The sequence below is a fragment of the Streptomyces sp. NPDC048484 genome (assembly GCF_040651415.1).
Lineage (GTDB): Bacteria > Actinomycetota > Actinomycetes > Streptomycetales > Streptomycetaceae > Streptomyces.
Genome location: NZ_JBEZJY010000015.1, coordinates 107,795 through 123,156, shown reverse-complemented (window position 1 = coordinate 123,156; position 15,362 = coordinate 107,795). Strand labels below are relative to the sequence as shown.

The window sequence follows — 15,362 nt, the reverse complement described above, 5'->3', positions numbered from 1 at the left end:
TCCCGCAACGGGGTTCCCGGTGGCGGATTCGGATCACCGGAGACGAACGCCCCGCAGACGAGGAGACACGATGCCCCCTTCTTCCATGAACGGCTCGGCAGGCAGGGCGCCTTCAAGTCCGGGCGTCCGCTGGGTCGTGGGAGAGTCGTTCCTGCAGGCCGCGACGCAGCCGGACGTCATCACAGCCACCCAGCTGCGGGCCTCCCTTCGCGCCGAGCCCCCCGCCGAGGGCACCACGCTGCGGATCTGTCCCGGCCTTGGGGTCGACGAGACGGAATGGCACGACCTCACCTCCGAGCTGGTGGAGGAGTACGGCTGCCGCGTACTGCCCGAAGGCCGGCCCCCGCGCGCCGTGCCCCGGCACCGTGTGCTCAAGCACAGCCGGGACAACGTGGTGATCGGCGACGCTCAGGCCGAGGAGGGCCGCTTCTCCGCCTGGCTCGCGGTCGTCAACGACACCGAGATGCTGCGCGACCACACCGCGGAGCAGCAGCACGTGCCGGGGATGTTACTCATCGAGGCGGCCATCCAGGCCGTCACCTGGGCCGTGTCGGAGCTCTATCCCGCGCCCGACGGCCTGCCGCCGTATTACGCCGTCATGCACGCCTGTTCCTTCGACTTCCGCCGATTCGTCTTCCCGCTGCCCACCCGGCTGACCGGCGTGCTCACCCAGACGGCCCCCGACGAGCCGGGCAAGACACCGTTGCGCGCCGAGGTCCGGATACAGCAAGCGGGCAAGGACTGCAGCACGGTGCGGATCGACCTGCGCGCCTTCCAGTCCGATCTCGTCTTCGCCGTGGAGGACGGCCAGGCCAAGAGCGCCATCTCCCGCACCGCCATCGCCTCATGAGCGCCACCCGCCCCAGCGAGGGCCGCACCCTCCCGACCGAGAGCGCCACACCGCTGCAACAGCTGTTCCACGGAGACTCCTTCGACGGCCTTGCCGCCCTGGACACCCTGCTGGACACTCCGGCGTTCACACAGTCGGCCCCACCCACCGGACCCGCGCGCCATGCACGTACGTACCGCAGGCTCCAGGCGCTGGGTCTCCTGGGAGGCGGGGCGATCGCCGTGTACCAGGACCCTGTTCGGATGCTGGCCTCGCTGGAATGGTCCGCCGTCGTCGATCCTCCGGTCTTCCTCGCCGCCACCGTGCAGTACACGGTCTGCGTCCCGGCGATGCGTGAACTCGGCCATCCCGGACCGTACTTGAGCGAGCTCATCGACGAGATCGACCGGCACGAGGCATTCGGCTCCATCATGATCACAGAGGTGGGCCGGGGCAACAGTCATCTCGCCACGCGCACCGAAGCCCGGTTCGATCCGGCGGACCGGACGTTCTCGCTCACCACCCCCGACCCCGGTGCCGCCAAGTTCATGTCGCACGTGGCCGGTTCGGAGCGCGCCCACACGGCCATCGTCTACGCGAAACTCGTCCACGGCGGCCGGCACTGCGGCGTCTTCCCCTTCGCCGTACGCATCCGCGACGGCGCGACGGTCACCGCGGGTGTGCGCATCGCCGAACTGCCCGAGACCACGGCTGTCCCCCTCAACTACGCTCTGGTCTCCTTCGAAGGAACCCGTGTGCCCTACGACGGGTGGCTCCGCGACACCGCCGAGATCACGGCCGACGGGGAGTTCACCGACCCGCTGGGCGATCCGGACCTGCGCCTGATGCGGTCCCTGGCCGGCTCCTCCAACGCATCCACCGGCGCGGCGGCAGCACTCACCGCCGCGGCCCGCGCCGCTGTGACCATCGGCCTGCGCTACAGCGGGCAGCGCCTCACCATGGGGCGGCTCGGCCCGGGACTGCCCGTGCTGCGTTTCCGCACGCAGCAAGAGGCCCTCTACACGGTGCTCGCCGAGGTCTGCGCCGCCAGCCTGCTGGCGGCCGGGGTGAAGTCACGGTACGTGGAGGAGCGTCGCGGAAGCCGAAGCCAGGTGCAGTCCGGGCGACCGGTGTGGGCACCGTGGGCCGCGGTGAGCAGAGAACAGGCCCTTGCGAAAGCGGCTGCCACCCGTGTGCTGGAACGCGCGGCGGGAGTGTGCCGGGAGCGTTCCGGTGCTCAGGGACTCCTCAGCGTGAACCGGCTGCTGGAGTACGAAGGACTGGCGCAGGTGTATCAAGCCGCAGCCGGGGACAACCTCCTGATCCGGCTCGACACAGGCAAGCAACTGGTCGAGGACGCCGACTACACGCCGCCGAGCGGTGGGGGCATCACGGCCCACCCGATCTCGGCGGAGGATGTCAGGGCTCTGGCCGCCACCCAGGAGCACACCCTCCTGAGCGGCCTCCGGGAGCGGCTGAACTCCGCGTCCGTCGAGGAGATGTCGCCCCTGGACATCTGGAACCCGCTGCTGTCGCGGGTCCTCGATCTCGCGGATGCCCACCAGCGTCGGCTGCTGCTGGACGCGTTCGAGACGGGCGCGGCCCACCCGGGGCCACAGGCAACGGCACTTCGGGCCTTCCAGCGCCTCTACGGGTTGGATCTGCTCGAACAGACCCTGGCCTGGCACCTTGAGAACGGCACGTTGTCCCGTTCGGACGCCGCCCGTGTTCACGCGGAGCGGGAGCAGGCGCTGGATGCCGTCATCCCCCACGTCGAGGTCCTGCTGGACGGGTTCGCGCTGCCACCTGCCCGGCTCCAGTCACCGATGGCCGATGCGGACTTCATCACCGCGCTGGCCGGGCGCACGCGCTAGTGCCGCGACAGGCACTAGAAGGCCACCGAAGACCTTGAAAACCCGCCCGGCTTTTCGGCGATCGACCCGATCGGCTTCCGCCGGCCAGTCGGTGCACATCCATGCACATCCATGCACGTCCATGCACATCGGGCGCCCCAGGTGAGATGGCGCAACCGATCACCCAGCACCACGACCATCTCCCCGACGAGCCCACAGAAAGGCCGATATGAGCCATCACCTCGCGACCTCGCGTCGCGTCGGAGTGCTGGGAATGGGCACCTACCTTCCCCACTCGCGGCGGACCAATCACGACGTCGCCCCCGCCGCCGGCGTCGCCCCCGACTGGATCACCGAACGCACCGGCGTCCACACCCGGCATGTGGCGGCCGAGGGCGAAGCGGCCTCGGACATGGCCGCGGCCGCCGTCCGGGCCGCCGTCGCCGCCGCCGGTATCGACATCGACCAGCTGAGCGTCCTGGTGCTGGCCACCTCCACACCCGATGAGCTCGGGCCGTCGACCGCCTGCCGGGTCCAGGCCCTCACCGGTGCGCACAACGCCGTGGCCCTCGATGTCAGTGCGGCCTGCTCGGGCTGGTTGTTCGCCACCCGCGTCGCCCACGACTGGCTGCGCGGCGACCATTCCACCCGCTATGCCGCGGTGGTCGGTGTCGAGGCGTACTCCAAGTTCATCGACCCGACCGACCGTGGCACGGCTGTGCTCTTCGCCGACGGCGCGGCCGCGGCGGTGCTGGGTCCCGTCACGGGCGACGGCGGCTTCGACGACTTCCGGCTCGGATCCGACGGATCCGGCGCCCACCACGTTCTCATCCCGGCCGGCGGCAGTCGTGTACCCGCCAGCGCTTCCACGCTCGACAACCACCAGCACCAGATCCGCATGGACGGGCGAGCCGTGCGCGACTTCATCACCGAGATCTTCCCCAAGGTCGTCTACGAAAGTCTGGCCCGCAACGGGCTGGGGCTCGACGACATCGACGCGTTCATCACCCATCAGCCCAATCCGATCCTGCTGCGCGGCATCGCCGAGGACATCGGCATCCCGTCCGAGCGCCTGGTCATCGTCGGGGACGAGGTGGGCAACATCGGGGCGGCGAGCGTCCCGTACGCGCTGGCCGGTGCCGCCGCCCGCGGTCTGCTCTCCCCTGGCAGCCGGGTGCTCATCGCCGCCTTCGGGGCGGGCGTCACCTGGGGCAGCGGACTTCTGACCTGGACCGGTGCTCCCTTCATCCGCATCGCTCCCGCCACCGATTCCCTGGCCACCCGGCCTCCGACCGCACCGCGTGCACCAGCACGACAAGGGAGTTCCACGTGAATTGCTCAGCGAACATCCTCGACTCGTTCCGCGTCGACGGGGCACGTGCCCTGGTGACCGGGGCGTCCCGGGGCATCGGTCAGGCCGTCGCGGTATGCCTCGCCCAGGCGGGTGCCGATGTCGCCCTGTCCGCCCGGTCCTCCTCCGCACTCGAGGAGTCCGTCGAACTGGTCCAGGGGCAGGGGCGCGTTGCCGCGCCCGTACCCGCCGACCTCGCCACGCCAGGCGCGGCGGAGTCCGTGGTGGACGAGGCGGCCTCAGCTCTCGGAGGCCTCGACATCGTGGTCCACAACGCCGGCATCCTGCCCTGCCAGCCGGACGGCAGCCCCACCATGGTGCCGCTGCAGGGCTCCGCGCAGGAGGACTGGGACCGAGTGGTGTCACTCAATCTCAACGCCACCGCGGCTGTGTGCCGCAGCGCCCACCGGCACCTGGCTTCGTCCCCTCGCGCGGGCATGGTGCTGATGTCCTCGCTCGCCGGGGTGGCCGGCACCCCTCGGATGGAGGCATACGCCGCGACCAAGGCCGCCCAGATCTCTCTGGTCCGCAGCCTCGGGGTCGGCTGGGCGTCGGAGGGGATTCGGGTCAACGCCGTGTGCCCCGGTTGGACCCGTACCGACATGACGTCCTTCGCCTATGCGAATCAGCCGCTGTCCGACTGGCTCACCGCCCACGTTCCCATGGGCCGGTGGGCCGAGCCGCACGAGATCGCGAGCGCGGTGCTCTTCCTCGTCTCGTCCGCGTCCTCCTTCCTCACGGGCCAGGCGCTGCTCATCGACGGCGGGGCCTCGGTGCCCGACGGCGGCCTCGCGGGGACACCCAAGCCGCCCTCCCCCTTCGTCGACGCATGACGGCCGGCGCGACAGACAAGGAACCGACATGACCGACATCCACGGTTCCACCGCCGTGATCAGCGGCATGGGTGCCTGTCTGCCCCCTCGCATCGTGTCCAACGAGGAAGTCGCGAGCCGCGGGGCCCTGGACACGTCCGACAACTGGATCCGCACCCGAACGGGCATCGCCCGCCGCCGCCAGGCCGACTCCGGGACAAGCACCGGAGACCTGGCGGTCGCCGCGGGCCGGGGCGCCCTGGCCGGGGCGGCCGCCCGCCCCGGCGCCCGTCCCGGCACCCGCAGCCTGCTGACGGCCTTCGGCGGCGGACTCACCTGGGGATCGGTCGCGCTGCGCTGGCCTCGCGCGACTCCGCGCGTTCTCGCTCCCGAGCCCCACACCACTGACACCTCTCTCACCTACAGGAGCAAGCAGTGCAAGCTGTCTACGACCACATCGTGAACGTGCTCACCACCAAGTTCGAGGTCGATGCCGAGCGCATACGGCCCGAGGTCTCCCTCATCGACCTGGAGCTGGACTCACTGGCCGTTGTCGAGCTCTATGTGACCCTGCAGGAAGACTTCGCCGTCCACTTGGACGAGGAGGAGGGCCCTGCCGCACTCCCCCTGAAGGACTTCGCCAAGGACGTGGACGATCAGATCTCAGCCGCCGGGGCGTCTCCGGCGGCCGGGGACCCGAAGTGACGGGACAACTCCGGGGGACGGACATCGCCATCACCGGAATCGGCCTGGTCACCCCGGCAGGCATCGGCACCAAGGAGACCTGGGCCCGTGTCTGCTCCGGTCGGCCGACCGCGTCGGCCGACCCCGCCCTGTCCGAACTGCCCGTCCAGCTCTCCTGCCGGGTTCCCGGCTTCGACCCGCGGCTGCGTGTACCGGGCGCCCAGCCCTGGCGGCACGACCGGTTCACCCAGTTCGCGCTCACCGCCGCCCAGGAGGCCGTCGACGACGCCCGGTTGGACCCGGGCACCTGGAACGAGAGCAGAGTCGCCGTCGTGCTCGGCTCAGCGGCGGGCGGCGTCGAGACCTACGAGAAGCAGCATCGCAAGTTCCTCGACACCGGCCCCCGCAACGTCTCACCGCTCCTCCTGCCCGCCTTCCTGCCCAACATGGGCGCGGGGCAACTGGCGATCGCCCTGCGGGCGAGGGGCCCCGTGCTGCACACGGCCACGGCATGCGCCTCGGGCGCCACGGCCCTGATGACAGCGGCCCTGCTCCTGCACGGTGGCTTGTGCGACATCGCCGTCGCCGGCGGATCCGATGCCATGATCACGCCCTTGTGCGCCACCGCGTTCGCCAAGATGGGAGCACTGTCCACCCGCCAGGACGCCCCCTCCGCGTCCCGCCCCTTCGACAGAGACCGTGACGGCTTCGTCCTGGCCGAGGGCGCGGGCGTACTCGTACTGGAGCGGTACGCCGACGCGGCCGACCGGCACGCGCCGACCCATGCCCGGCTCGCCGGATACGGTGCGTCGGGTGACGCCCACCAGCCCGTGGCACCCGACCCCGAGGGGCACGGTCTCCAGCTCTCGCTGCGCGAGGCGCTCCGCACGGCCGACGCCTCCCCCGACGAGGTCGATCACATCAACGCACACGGAACGAGCACGCCCCTCAACGACCGGTCCGAAGCCGCCACGCTGCACCGGATGTTCGGTACCGCTTCGCCTTCGATCACATCGGCCAAAGGCGTCATCGGACACGCCATGGGCGCGGCCGGAGCCATCGAAGCCGCGCTCACAGCTCTGACCGTGGAGCACCAACTCGCGCCGCCCACGGCGAATTTCCACCGGTTCGAGCCCGACGCACCCCCCGTGGACCTGGTGCACGGGGAACCCCGATCCCACCGGATCGACCTCGCGTTGAGCAACTCCTGCGGATTCGGAGGACAGAACACGACGCTCGCGTTCCGGCGCGCCGCTCCCGCCGCGGGTGAAGGTTGAGAAGACGATCACGAGCAGGACATCTGTAAGCGCCTACGCCGTCACGGCGCGAGCAGCAGGCTGTCGCCGCGCTCCTTGGCGGCGGCGTAGCGCCGGGCCACGTCCTGCCAGTTGACGACGGCCCACATGGCGTCGATGAAGTCGACCTTCTGGTTCTTGTACTGGAGGTAGAAGGCGTGCTCCCAGGCGTCGAAGACCAGGATCGGGGTGGAGCCCTGGCCGACGTTGCCCTGGTGGTCGTAGACCTGCTCGACGATCAGCCGGCCGCTGAGCGGCTCGTACGCGAGGACACCCCAGCCGGAACCCTGGGTCGTCGCGGAGGCCTTGGTCAGCTGGGTCTTGAAACCCGCGAACGACCCGAAGGACTCGGCGATCGCGTCCGCGAGCTCGCCCACTCCGTCCTTCTCCAGCGGCTCGCCGCCGCCGTCGCCCGTCATGTTGTGCCAGTAGATCGAGTGCAGGATGTGCCCGGAGAGGTGGAAGGCCAGGTTCTTCTCCAGCCCGTTGACCGAGCCCCACGACTCCTTGTCCCGCGCCTCCGCGAGCTGCTCCAGCGTGTCGTTCGCCCCCTTCACGTACGCCGCGTGGTGCTTGTCGTGGTGCAGCTCGACGATCTGGGGGTTGATGACCGGTTCGAGCGCCGCGTAGTCGTACGGAAGCTCCGGGAGCGTGTAAACCGCCATGTCCAACATCCTTCGGCCTGGTTATTGCAACTAGTATGCAGTTGCACGCTAACAGCAAGACGAGGGTACTGGTCGATCAGGCATTGGTCCCAGGACTTTCGAAACGAGCCGTTCACAACGCGAGGGGCTTCCGGGAAACAAGCGGTTTCTAACGTGTCCGCCCATGGATTCGAAGCTGTATACGCAGCTGTACACACAGCCGGACACAGCCACCGCACCGGAGTCGCCCCCTGGGCCCTCCCTGCGGGAGACGGTCCATGCCAAGCTGCGTGCATCCGTGCTCGACGGTGAGTTCGGCCCGCGCGAACGAAGTTCCACGCCGAGCTCTCCCGCGCTTCCGGCAACCCGGCTCTCACCGACGCTCTCGTGACGGCCGGTGAGCGCGTCCGCCGCGTGCGGATGTACGACTTCCTCGCCCGGGACCGGGTCGAGACGACCATCACCGAGCACATCGAGATCATGGAACTGGCCCGCGACGGCCGCCTCGACGACGCCTACCGCGCCCTGCACGCCCACGTCGGCGGCTCGATGGCCGTGCTCCTGGAACGCGCCCGACGCGCCATGACGCAGATGGCCCTGCACGCCGACCGCCTCTGAGATCCCGGGGACCCCACCCCCGGCCCCTCGACTCCCCGGCTGCCGGCGCCGCCACCCGGGGGCGCTCCACCGCTCACCATCCCCGCACTCAGCACCTCAGCACCCCTGCACCCCCGCTCCCCCACATCCCCGGAGGGCTGACCATGAGCGCCACCGAGTCCGAGTCACGTCTGACACTCACGGAAGCGAACTCCCCGACGAGCCAGGCGACCAAGGAAACCCTGGAGGACTACACCCTCCGCTTCGCGCCCCGCAGTTACCGCCGCTGGACCCCGATGGTCGTGGCGACCACCGCGCTCGGCGGTATCGCCTACATGGCCGACTTCTCCATCGGCGCCGGCATCGGCCTGGCGCACGGCACCGGCAACGCGCTCGTGGCGATCGCCGTGGCCGCCGTCGTCATCTTCGTCACCGGCTTCCCGCTCGCCTACTACGGCGCCCGGTACAACATCGACCTGGACCTGATCACCCGCGGTTCCGGCTTCGGCTACTACGGCTCGGTGCTCACCAGCGTCATCTTCGCCAGCTTCACCTTCATCTTCTTCGCCCTGGAGGGCTCGATCATGGCCCAGGGCCTCAAGCTCGGCCTCGGGCTTCCGCTCTGGCTCGGCTACGCCGTCTCCACGCTGATGGTCATCCCCCTGGTCATCTACGGCATGAAGGCGCTCAGCAAGCTCCAGGTGTGGACCACTCCGGTCTGGCTCGTGCTGATGGTCGCCCCGCTGGTCTACCTGATATCGACCGACCCGGGCACGGTCGACCGCTTCCTCTCCTACGCGGGCACCGACGGCGAGGGCGGCATCAACACCGCCTCCGTGCTGCTCGGGGCCGGCGTGTGCCTCTCCCTCATCGCGCAGATCGGTGAGCAGATCGACTACCTGCGCTTCATGCCACCCAAGACCGAGGCCAACAAGCGCAGTTGGTGGACCGCGGTCATCATGGCCGGCCCCGGCTGGGTGGTGCTCGGCGCGCTCAAGCAGGCCATCGGCGTCTTCCTCGCCGTGTACATCCTGGCCAAGGTCGGACCGGAAGCCGCGCCGGAGCCGATCCAGCAGTTCCGCAGCGCCTTCGACGCAATGATGCCGTCCTGGCTCGTCCTCCCGCTGGCCGTCGCCCTCGTCGTGATCAGCCAGATCAAGATCAACGTGACCAACGCGTACTCCGGTTCGCTCGCGTGGACGAACTCCTTCACCCGCGTCACCCGGCACTACCCCGGCCGCATGGTCTTCGTCCTGGTCAACCTGGGCTTCGCGCTGGCCCTGATGGAAGCCGACATGTTCAGCTTCCTCAACGACATCCTCGGCTTCTACTCGAACTGCGCGATCGCCTGGATCGTCACCGTCGCCACCGACATCGGCGTCAACAAGTACCTGCTGAAGCTGTCCCCGCTCCAGCCCGAGTTCCGCCGCGGCATGCTCTACGCGGTCAACCCGGTGGGCGTCGTGGCCTTCGTCGCCGCCTCCGGCCTGTCCATCGCCATGTACTTCCACGCCCTCGGCGACACCCTCCAGCCGTACTCCCCCGTCGCCGCGGCCGTCATCGCCTTCGTCCTCACTCCGCTGATGGCCGTCGTCACCAAGGGCAAGTACTACCTGCGCCGCACGGACGACGGCATCGACGAGCCGCTCCTCGACACGGAGGGCAACCCGAGCGCGACGACGTACGACTGCCATGTCTGCCACCAGCCCTACGAGCGCCCCGACCTGGCCGCCTGCCGGACCCACGACGCGATGGTCTGCTCGCTGTGCCTGAGCACGGACAAGGTCGGCGATCACGTGCTGCCTGCCCAACCGTCGATGGCCTGACCGCTGCCGACCGGGCGGCGAGGAGACCCGGGCGGTGAGGAGACCGTGGCGTCCTCTCGCCGCCCGCTGGTCGACACGCACTTCCCGCGGTGGGTCCAGGGGGCTTCTCAAGCCGCTCGACGCGGCCGGTTCGGACCAGTTGGGCCGACCATTGGTCAGACACTCCCCGCTTTGCGTGGTCAGAGCACTTCCTGCTTGCGTCTGCGGGTCCGCGATGAGGCCGAGGCGTACCGAGCGGCCGGCCTCGGAGCGCAGTTCGGTGAACTCCGGGAGGCAGCGGGTGCCGATCTGGTCGCGCTCCGCGGGGAGTTCCACCGGCAGGTCGGCGCTGTCGAGGTTGCTGCGGCGGCTCTCACCGCACGTCGCCCTCCGCCGCGCGGTTCCAGGCGGCGTCGCGCAGCAGACGCAGCCCGTTGAGGCCGACGACGACGGTCGAGCCCTCGTGGCCGAGCACACCGAGCGGCAACGGCAGGTGGCCCACCAGGTCCCAGACGACCAGGCCGGAGATGAACACCGCGGCGATGACCAGGTTCTGCACCACCAGGCGGCGGGCCGCCCGCGAGAGGGCGATGACCTTGGGGACGGTGGCGAGTTCGTCGCGGACGATGACGGCGTCGGCGGTCTCCAGGGCGAGGTCGGAGCCGGCGCGGCCCATGGCGATGCCGGTGTGGGCGGCGGCCAGGGCGGGGGCGTCGTTGACGCCGTCTCCGATGACCAGCACCTTGCGCCCTCGGGCCTCCAGGCGCCGTACGGCTTCGACCTTGTCCTGGGGCAATAGACCGGCGTGGACCTCGTCGCCGGTGATGCCGACCTCGGCGGCCAGGCGGGTGGCGGCGCGCGGGTTGTCGCCCGTCATCAACATCGGGGTGCTGCCGGTCAGCCTGGTCAGGGCGGCGACGGTCGCCGCGGCGTCGGGACGCAGCCGGTCGGCGACGCCCAGCACCCCGACCGGGGAGCCGTCGCGCAGCACCAGGACGGCCGTGCGGCCGCCGTCCTCCAGGCCGGCCGCGATCTCGGCGGCGCGGGCCGAGCCGGCGCTGTCGTTCGGGTCGAGGAGGCGGGCGGGTGCGCCGACCGCGACCGTGTGGCCGTCGACGGTGGCGGTGACCCCGACGCCGGGAGTGGAGGTGAAGTCCCGCACACCGGCGACCGTCAGGGCGCGGGTGCGGGCGGCGCCGACGACGGCGCGGGCCAGGGGGTGTTCGCTGGGATGCTCGGCGGCGGCCGCCAGCACCAGCAGGGCGTCCTCGCTCAGCCCGGACCCGGACAGCGGGCGGACGTCGGTGACGCGGGGGGTGCCCTCGGTCAGGGTGCCCGTCTTGTCCAGTGCGACCGCGTCGACCTGCCCGAGACGCTCCATCACCACGGCGGACTTCACCAGGACGCCGTGGCGTCCGGCGTTGGCGATCGCCGACAACAGCGGCGGCATCGTCGCCAGGACCACCGCGCACGGCGAGGCCACGATCATGAAGGTCATCGCCCGCAGCAGCGAGGCGGTCAGGTCCGCGCCGAACGCGAGCGGGATCAGGAAAACCGCCAGGGTCGCGAAGACCATGCCCAGGCTGTACCGCTGCTCGACCTTCTCGATGAACAGCTGGGTGGGCGCCTTGGTCCCGGAGGCCTCCTCGACCATGGCCACGATCCGGGCGATCACCGAGTCCGAGGCGTCCCGCTCGACCTCGACCCGCAGGGCTCCGGTGCCGTTGAGGGTACCGGCGAAGACCTCGTCCCCGGTCTCCTTCGCGACCGGCAGCGGCTCCCCGGTGATGGTGGCCTGGTCCACCTCGCTGACCCCGGTGAGGACGCGGCCGTCCGCGCCGACCCGCTCGCCGGGGCGGACCAGGATGGTGTCCCCGACCACCAGGTCCTCAGCGGGGACCGCCGACTCGCCCCCGTCATCGGTCAGACGGGTGGCGACGGTCGGTGCGAGGTCGAGCAGACCGCGGACCGCGTCCTGGGTACGGGCGGTGGCCAGGGCCTCCAGCGCGCCGGAGGTGGCGAAGATGACGATCAGCAGCGCGCCGTCCATCACCTGCCCGATCGAGGCCGCACCGATCGCGGCCACGATCATCAGCAGGTCCACATCGAGGGTCTTGTCCCGCAGTGCCGTCAGCCCGGCCCAGGCCGGCTCCCACCCGCCGGTGACGTAGGCGGCGGCGTAGAGAGGGCCCCACGACCAGGCAGGTGCGCCGGTCAGCTGGAGCGGCAGCGCGATCAGGAACAGCACCAGCGCCGCGGCGGCCCAGCGCGCCTCGTCCAGGGCGAACACCCGCGTCCGGCGCTTCGGCGCCGCACCCGGGGCGGCCGGAGCCGCTTGTTCGGACCGCTGCATCAGGTCAGCAGGCATGACGGAACAACCCTTCAGGGCGGAGGACGGCGACACATCCACCGTACAGGAACATCTGAACAGGTCTTCATGTATTGCCGGTAGGATGGACCGCATGGGTCACGGAGCCGACGACAAGCACCACGCCACCCCCCGCGAGCGCCTGGACGCGGCGGGGGCCACCGACGTCGCCGCCACCCTCCAGGCCCTGGCGACCCCCTCGCGGCTGTACATCCTGGCCCGCCTCCAAGAAGGTCCCTGCGCGGTCGGCGACCTCGCGGAGGCCGTCGGCATGGAAGCCTCCGCCTGCTCCCACCAGCTACGTCTGCTGCGCAACCTCGGCCTGGTCACCGGAGAGCGCCGGGGCCGCTCCATCGTCTACGCCCTCCACGACCACCACGTCGCCGAACTCCTCGACCAGGCCCTCTTCCACGTGGAGCACCTGCGGCTCGGCCTGCGGGACGCGCCCCTCGACCGAGCGGCACCTGCCACCGGTCCGTGACGGCTGCACCCACGCTCCCGGCACCTCCGCCCGGGCCGGCCCGGCTGCGCTCGGCGGCCGCTCCCGTACACCACGCCGGGTGCCGGCGCACACGCCACGGTGACGACCACGGCGGCAGCCCAGCACGCCGATGAGGGCTGCTCGCCAAGATGAACGGCCTCCTCGGCAAGAACCGACCCACCCGGCGGGGGCGGTGTGCGCGGCGTCCGGCGTACGCGCACACACCGCCCCCGATCACAATTCCGAGCACCCACCATCATGCGGAAATACCCCTGGGGGGTATAAGGTTCCCGAGATGGAAGCCCACGGGATCGGGGTCGCACCGGACGAGACGGAGATGATGGCCATGGATCACAGCCCACACCACAGCGACACGCACGACCACGCCGAAGACCAGGACCACACCGCGGACCAGGGCCACGGTGACCACCGGACGGGCACGGTGACCTGGGGTGCCGCAGCCAGGGCTACGCTGCACTGCCTCACAGGGTGTGCCATCGGCGAGATCCTCGGCATGGCCGTCGGCACCGCCCTGATGTGGGGCAACGCGGCGACCATGATCCTGGCGATCGTCCTGGCGTTCGTCTTCGGCTACTCCTTCACCCTGTTCGCGATACGCAAGGCCGGCCTGGACCTCAAAACCGCCCTCAAGGTCGCGCTCGCCGCCGACACCGTGTCCATCGCGGTGATGGAGCTCGTCGACAACGGCATCATCGCCCTGGTTCCCGGAGCGATGGACGCCCACCTCGACGAGGTGCTGTTCTGGACGTCGCTGCTCGGCGGCTTCGTCATCGCGTTCCTGCTCACGACCCCGGTCAACAAGTGGATGATCGGCCGCGGCAAGGGCCACGCCGTCGTCCACGCCTACCACTGACCTCGCCTGACGATCCGTACACCCGGCCGCACCGCAAAGGTGTGGCCGGGCACGTTCGCCCCCGGGAGGCACCAGGACGCCGAGGCGGCAGGGCGGCGAACTCCGGGCCGCTCACCCATGAGCATCGCCGCCGAACGACCCCTGTGTGACATACGCCACTGCACGGCCGCTGTGCGTCTCCTGGGGCTGCCGCAGTCGTGCATCGTGCCTGATCGCGGAGGCGAAGGGAGCAAGTGAGCCCATATCGCACTCACGTTCCGTTGCCTCTCTGTGATCACTGAGTGATTTTTTCAAGGGGTCGCATGAGTGTGGGGTCCCGGAAATCGACAGGGTGGTGCTGAGGGCCCAACACGGGCCTCGTGCGGGCCAGTTGTCCGCACCCGACATCACCGGCCTCAACGCCGAGGGCCCGGTGATCGCAGCACCGGAGGCCCAAGTGAGCGATGGCGACGTCGACATAGACGTATCGCCCCAGGGCGGCGGACAGGACGAGCCCGTCCATGAACCGCCGGACCTGCCCCTGGACTATGAGGCCTTCTACCTGGGGCACCAGGAGTTCTTCCACGGCTTCGCGGAGATCCACCTCGGCAGCCGCCGGGTGGCCGAACAGGTGGTCCACGAGGTGTTCCTGGAGATCCTCGGCGGCTGGCAGCCGCTGCTGCAGGAAGGTGACCTCGAGCAGCAGACCCTGGCCGTGCTGCACCGGTGCGTCTACGACCGGCTGCGGCACGACGGCCGGCCCCCGGCGTTCGTCATCAACGCGCCGATAGCCAAGAACCTGCATGCCGTCAGGAACCAGCTGGAACTCACCAGCAGCACCGGCGGACTGTACGAGGCGATCCTCGAACTGCCGGCCCGGCAGTTCACCGTCGTCGTCCTGCGCCACCTGCTGGGCTACAAGACCACGCAGATCGCCCGCTACATGGGCCTGGACGCCCGGACCGTCGACTATCACGGCCGCAAGGGCAAGGAACGGATCCGGGTTCAGCTGAAGCTGCCGGCCGCACCCGGCAAGCGCAAGACCAAGAGCGGGTCGTGACCGTGACCACCATCGACGAACTTCTGGCCGATGCCCGCCTGCCGACCGCCCCGTCGGACGGATTCGACGTCGGGGCCGCGCTGCGCCGCCTCGCCGCGGACGCCGCGCAGGCAGCCCCGGCCCCGGACATCGCCCGGGCGGCGCAGGCCGGCCGGCACCTGTCCGTGGTCTGCCGCTGGGTCCTGAACACGCCCGATGCCGCCGACCACGTCGATCGCCTCGCACAGGACCCCAGGCGTACTCCCGAGGACCACCTCGACGTCGACGGCTCCCTCGTCTTCGCGTGCCTGCTCTACCTGACCGACCACCCGGAAAGCGCCCAGTTCTGGTGGCAGTTGGCCGCCGGAGCCGGGCACCGGGCGGCCGCGTACTGCCTGCACCTGCACCATCTGGCGCTGGGCGAGCGCCGGGAGGCCCAGCACTGGCTCCACGAGGTCACCCACACCGTCCTCGACTCCGAAGCGCCCGACGAACACTTCCTGTCCTGCCTGGAAGTGGTGGCGCACTATGTCCGCAAGAACGGCTCCGCGGCCAGCGGCCCGACCGGAGGGCTGGAGATGGAAGTCCACCGGCTGGCCATGCTCGGCACGGGCTCCTGCATCATCGTCGCCCGTCCCGACCGGCGCCTGGCCGACCTGCTCCACGACTTCACCAACCGCTGACCTCCGCAGGCGCAAAGCACGCAAAGCAAAGGAGCCCCGCTCCGACCTCTTGGTTCCCAGGCCACGGT

General features: G+C 70.2%; 16 protein-coding genes. 14 read left to right on the top strand and 2 right to left on the bottom strand.

Annotated elements, in window-relative coordinates; all coding sequences use genetic code 11:
• Window positions 1-70: 70 nt before the first annotated feature.
• The 7 genes from AB0D14_RS17310 (at window position 71) to AB0D14_RS17280 (ending at window position 6,806) form a co-directional block, all read left to right on the top strand.
• The gene (locus AB0D14_RS17310; RefSeq protein ID WP_362779578.1) at window positions 71-850 is read left to right on the top strand and encodes an AfsA-related hotdog domain-containing protein; all 780 of its coding nucleotides are present in this window, start codon (window positions 71-73) and stop codon (window positions 848-850) included.
• Window positions 847-2,703 carry an acyl-CoA dehydrogenase gene (locus tag AB0D14_RS17305; RefSeq protein ID WP_362779577.1) on the top strand — a complete coding sequence of 619 codons (1,857 nt, stop codon included), beginning with the start codon at window positions 847-849 and terminating at the stop codon, window positions 2,701-2,703. The genes AB0D14_RS17310 and AB0D14_RS17305 overlap by 4 nt, the downstream gene beginning before the upstream one ends.
• 208 nt (window positions 2,704-2,911) lie before the next feature.
• Window positions 2,912-4,015 carry a ketoacyl-ACP synthase III gene (locus AB0D14_RS17300; protein WP_362779574.1) on the top strand — a complete coding sequence of 368 codons (1,104 nt, stop codon included), beginning with the start codon at window positions 2,912-2,914 and terminating at the stop codon, window positions 4,013-4,015.
• Entirely contained in the window at window positions 4,012-4,866 is an 855-nt protein-coding gene (locus AB0D14_RS17295) for an SDR family NAD(P)-dependent oxidoreductase (protein WP_362779571.1), read from the top strand. The genes AB0D14_RS17300 and AB0D14_RS17295 overlap by 4 nt, the downstream gene beginning before the upstream one ends.
• A 28-nt stretch (window positions 4,867-4,894) precedes the next feature.
• Window positions 4,895-5,308 (top strand): 3-oxoacyl-[acyl-carrier-protein] synthase III C-terminal domain-containing protein, encoded by a 414-nt coding sequence (locus AB0D14_RS17290; RefSeq protein WP_362779568.1) that lies wholly within the window; start codon window positions 4,895-4,897, stop codon window positions 5,306-5,308.
• Window positions 5,281-5,550, top strand: coding sequence for a phosphopantetheine-binding protein (locus AB0D14_RS17285; protein ID WP_362779566.1), 270 nt, complete (start codon window positions 5,281-5,283; stop codon window positions 5,548-5,550). Before AB0D14_RS17290 ends, AB0D14_RS17285 begins: the two co-directional genes overlap by 28 nt.
• Entirely contained in the window at window positions 5,547-6,806 is a 1,260-nt protein-coding gene (locus AB0D14_RS17280) for a beta-ketoacyl-[acyl-carrier-protein] synthase family protein (RefSeq protein ID WP_362779563.1), read from the top strand. The genes AB0D14_RS17285 and AB0D14_RS17280 overlap by 4 nt, the downstream gene beginning before the upstream one ends.
• Before the next feature lie 41 nt (window positions 6,807-6,847).
• Here the strand turns inward: AB0D14_RS17280 and AB0D14_RS17275 are convergent, their stop codons facing one another.
• Window positions 6,848-7,489 (bottom strand): superoxide dismutase, encoded by a 642-nt coding sequence (locus AB0D14_RS17275; RefSeq protein WP_362779561.1) that lies wholly within the window; start codon window positions 7,487-7,489, stop codon window positions 6,848-6,850.
• Window positions 7,490-7,652: 163 nt separating this feature from the next.
• Between AB0D14_RS17275 and AB0D14_RS17270 the strand changes: the two genes are divergently transcribed.
• The 3 genes from AB0D14_RS17270 (at window position 7,653) to AB0D14_RS17260 (ending at window position 9,891) form a co-directional block, all read left to right on the top strand.
• Entirely contained in the window at window positions 7,653-7,859 is a 207-nt protein-coding gene (locus tag AB0D14_RS17270) for a hypothetical protein (RefSeq protein ID WP_362779559.1), read from the top strand.
• A complete protein-coding gene (locus AB0D14_RS17265; RefSeq protein WP_362779557.1) occupies window positions 7,856-8,086 on the top strand; it encodes an FCD domain-containing protein in 231 nt (76 codons plus the stop codon). The genes AB0D14_RS17270 and AB0D14_RS17265 overlap by 4 nt, the downstream gene beginning before the upstream one ends.
• A gap of 143 nt (window positions 8,087-8,229) precedes the next feature.
• Window positions 8,230-9,891 (top strand): allantoin permease, encoded by a 1,662-nt coding sequence (locus AB0D14_RS17260; protein ID WP_362779554.1) that lies wholly within the window; start codon window positions 8,230-8,232, stop codon window positions 9,889-9,891.
• A gap of 352 nt (window positions 9,892-10,243) precedes the next feature.
• Here the strand turns inward: AB0D14_RS17260 and AB0D14_RS17255 are convergent, their stop codons facing one another.
• Complete coding sequence (locus AB0D14_RS17255) at window positions 10,244-12,238, bottom strand: heavy metal translocating P-type ATPase (protein WP_362779552.1); 1,995 nt, start codon at window positions 12,236-12,238, stop codon at window positions 10,244-10,246.
• Window positions 12,239-12,332: 94 nt separating this feature from the next.
• Here AB0D14_RS17255 and AB0D14_RS17250 point away from each other — a divergent pair, with 94 nt between their 5' ends.
• From AB0D14_RS17250 to AB0D14_RS17235, 4 genes are all read left to right on the top strand, one after another.
• Window positions 12,333-12,719 (top strand): metalloregulator ArsR/SmtB family transcription factor, encoded by a 387-nt coding sequence (locus AB0D14_RS17250; protein ID WP_362779551.1) that lies wholly within the window; start codon window positions 12,333-12,335, stop codon window positions 12,717-12,719.
• Between the two features lie 337 nt (window positions 12,720-13,056).
• The gene (locus AB0D14_RS17245) at window positions 13,057-13,593 is read left to right on the top strand and encodes a DUF4396 domain-containing protein (protein WP_362779707.1); all 537 of its coding nucleotides are present in this window, start codon (window positions 13,057-13,059) and stop codon (window positions 13,591-13,593) included.
• Between the two features lie 370 nt (window positions 13,594-13,963).
• On the top strand, window positions 13,964-14,632 hold the full coding sequence (locus tag AB0D14_RS17240) for a sigma-70 family RNA polymerase sigma factor (RefSeq protein ID WP_362779549.1): 669 nt from the start codon (window positions 13,964-13,966) through the stop codon (window positions 14,630-14,632).
• Between the two features lie 2 nt (window positions 14,633-14,634).
• A complete protein-coding gene (locus AB0D14_RS17235; protein WP_362779705.1) occupies window positions 14,635-15,294 on the top strand; it encodes a hypothetical protein in 660 nt (219 codons plus the stop codon).
• Window positions 15,295-15,362 lie beyond the last annotated feature (68 nt).

Excerpts from the sequence above, each read along its gene's own strand:
- AB0D14_RS17310 (WP_362779578.1), top strand. The coding sequence starts at position 71 with ATGCCCCCTTCTTCCATGAACGGCTCGGCAGGCAGGGCGCCTTCAAGT.
- AB0D14_RS17305 (WP_362779577.1), top strand. The coding sequence starts at position 847 with ATGAGCGCCACCCGCCCCAGCGAGGGCCGCACCCTCCCGACCGAGAGC.
- AB0D14_RS17300 (WP_362779574.1), top strand. The coding sequence starts at position 2,912 with ATGAGCCATCACCTCGCGACCTCGCGTCGCGTCGGAGTGCTGGGAATG.
- AB0D14_RS17290 (WP_362779568.1), top strand. The coding sequence starts at position 4,895 with ATGACCGACATCCACGGTTCCACCGCCGTGATCAGCGGCATGGGTGCC.
- AB0D14_RS17275 (WP_362779561.1), bottom strand. The coding sequence starts at position 7,489 with ATGGCGGTTTACACGCTCCCGGAGCTTCCGTACGACTACGCGGCGCTC.
- AB0D14_RS17270 (WP_362779559.1), top strand. The coding sequence starts at position 7,653 with ATGGATTCGAAGCTGTATACGCAGCTGTACACACAGCCGGACACAGCC.
- AB0D14_RS17260 (WP_362779554.1), top strand. The coding sequence starts at position 8,230 with ATGAGCGCCACCGAGTCCGAGTCACGTCTGACACTCACGGAAGCGAAC.
- AB0D14_RS17255 (WP_362779552.1), bottom strand. The coding sequence starts at position 12,238 with ATGCCTGCTGACCTGATGCAGCGGTCCGAACAAGCGGCTCCGGCCGCC.
- AB0D14_RS17250 (WP_362779551.1), top strand. The coding sequence starts at position 12,333 with ATGGGTCACGGAGCCGACGACAAGCACCACGCCACCCCCCGCGAGCGC.
- AB0D14_RS17245 (WP_362779707.1), top strand. The coding sequence starts at position 13,057 with ATGATGGCCATGGATCACAGCCCACACCACAGCGACACGCACGACCAC.